This window comes from Ruegeria sp. CDSA141 (genome assembly GCF_059612005.1).
In genome coordinates, this window is sequence record NZ_JBXWPT010000047.1 from 1 (window position 1) to 2,263 (window position 2,263).

The window sequence follows — 2,263 nt, forward strand, 5'->3', positions numbered from 1 at the left end:
TTGAGCGCATTCGAAGAAAAACTGGCTTCACGTCAGATGCAGTATCGCAAAACCGAAGTCCCAGGGCCCCGCATGATCCAAATCCATGTGGCCGATCCTGATGGAAATCATATTCATATCGACTTCGAGGATACCGATTAACTGGCCAATCCTCGAAATAGTTGGAACGCAAAAAAAGCTCGTTACTTTTCCCAACCATTGATCGAGGTTCTTATTATTTGTTTTCTATGCTTTACGAGCCAACGGTTTTGGGTAGAAAAACACCGATTTTGAGATCAGCATGCCGGACCTCGAAACAAACAAGAAAAACGTCATCGCTTTCTACGAAATGATGTTCAACGAGTGTCGACCTGCCGAGGCCATAGCGACCTTTGTTGGCGAAACCTATACGCAGCACAACCCGCATGTTGGCGACGGCAAGCAAGCCTTTATCGAATATTTCGAGCGCATGGCTGCTGAATACCCGGGAAAGCGCGTGGACATCAAACGCGCGTTTGCCGAAGGCGATCACGTTATTCTGCATTGCCACCAAATCTGGCCCGATGGTCTCGAGTACGCAGGGATCGATATTTTTCGCCTGGATGCTGATGGTAAGGTTGTCGAGCACTGGGATGTTCTTCAGGAAATTCCAGCAAACAGCGCGAATGAAAATGGCATGTTCTGACTTAACCGTTGTGACTACTGTGCATGGAACTTTGAAGACTCCTGCCGGCTGAGCCACGATAGTCAAAAGTCATAAGTCTGATCCAAGAAACCCGCCGAAGCGTATCTATCAAGAACCTTTTAGAAAGAAGATAAATATGCTCCCGAAGAGTATTCTTGCAGCGACCCTTGGACTATTTGCAGCTACTTCGCTTCATGCTGGTGTACAAATTCGCTTTATAGAAGGCGCACCCAAGGACCGTTTTGTTCTGACAAATGTCGGAACGTGCGAAGTTGAAGCTTCGACCCTCAAAATCGACTTGTCGCAATCTGCCGGACGTCTGATTTTCGACGTTACCGAAAAAGGTGCAGGCGTAGAGGTCTTTCAACCTCTCGAATTCGTTGAGGGTGCGGATGCTCTGCGGCAAATTCCAGCGGTCGTGGACGGGCAAGATTCAATTGAACTTCAGATCGCCTCCCTCGCAGTCGGGGATAAACTCGCCTTTACCATCGATGTGGATGACACCATCGGGCAACGCGAAATCACCGTAACAGGGTCGGAGATAGAAGGCGCCACGGTGTCTTATTCCCATGCGGATAAGACCAGTACTGCAACCTTCTCTTCCGAAGCGCTTGTCAACGTGACGACCAAGGATTGCTGAAAGCAGTCCCGCAATGTCGAATTTGTTGATCCGCATAGCATTTCTCGCGCTCATGTTGGGAGGCGGCATCCTGATCGGGACACTGACCGCACCTGGCGATTGGTATGCGCAGCTTTCTAAACCTGCTTTCAATCCACCAAATTGGATATTTGGCCCGGTCTGGACGGTGCTTTATGTGTTGATCGCCATGGCGGGTTGGCGTCAGTTCGAAACAGACCGAAGCTCGGCTGCCATGAAGCTGTGGTGGGCACAGATGGCTCTGAATTTTTTGTGGTCCCCAACCTTTTTTGTACTGCAACTGCCGTGGTTTGCCCTTGTGGTCATTGTCGCGTTGCTGATTGTCATCGTCGTGTTCATCGCTCGGGTCAGGAACTCGGATCGGGTCTCCGCACTGGCCTTCTTGCCTTACTTTGCATGGGTCGCATTTGCCGCGGCACTGAACCTTTCCATTGCAATACTGAACTGAGAAGGAACAATATGCGTGCCAAATTTGTTGGGCTTGTTTCAAGTCTTTATATCATCGGATCTACAATGGCACAGGCTGATGAAAAACTTGCAGAAGACTTCTCCAAGTCTCCGGAGACGCGTTGGGACTACGTTGCCGACACTGTCATGGGCGGAGTTTCTTCAGGGCAGGTGCAGTTTAGCTCCGAAAGTGATGTTGCATTCGCGCGGCTGACCGGAACCGTCAGTACAGAAAACAACGGCGGTTTCATCCAATTCCGACGCAAGTTGCCTGATCGGCCAGATGAGGGTGTATCAGGCGTCAGACTGTTGGTCCGAGGGAACGGCGAGCAATACTTCGTTCACCTCAGAACACGTGGAACAGTGCTTCCATGGCAATACTATCAGGCCGAGTTTCCAACTTCTGAAGAATGGACCGAAATCAGTTTACCCCTGTCAGGCTTCAAGGCTTCAGGTGCCATGTTGCGCGCTATTCCCGTCGCTGACGAAATCAC

4 protein-coding genes are annotated in these 2,263 nt (G+C 50.3%); all 4 read left to right on the top strand.

The genetic code is table 11. The features are described 5' to 3' along the window. Nucleotides 1-280: 280 nt before the first annotated feature. Nucleotides 281-664 (top strand): nuclear transport factor 2 family protein, encoded by a 384-nt coding sequence (locus AC2FLP_RS22000; RefSeq protein WP_496686536.1) that lies wholly within the window; start codon nucleotides 281-283, stop codon nucleotides 662-664. A gap of 136 nt (nucleotides 665-800) precedes the next feature. After that, nucleotides 801-1,304 (top strand): aggregation factor core, encoded by a 504-nt coding sequence (locus AC2FLP_RS22005; protein WP_496686539.1) that lies wholly within the window; start codon nucleotides 801-803, stop codon nucleotides 1,302-1,304. A gap of 13 nt (nucleotides 1,305-1,317) precedes the next feature. Further along, a complete protein-coding gene (locus AC2FLP_RS22010) occupies nucleotides 1,318-1,770 on the top strand; it encodes a TspO/MBR family protein (RefSeq protein WP_117870806.1) in 453 nt (150 codons plus the stop codon). Between the two features lie 11 nt (nucleotides 1,771-1,781). Then, a partial coding sequence (locus tag AC2FLP_RS22015) for a CIA30 family protein (RefSeq protein WP_496710080.1) occupies nucleotides 1,782-2,263 on the top strand: 482 nt, incomplete at its 3' end.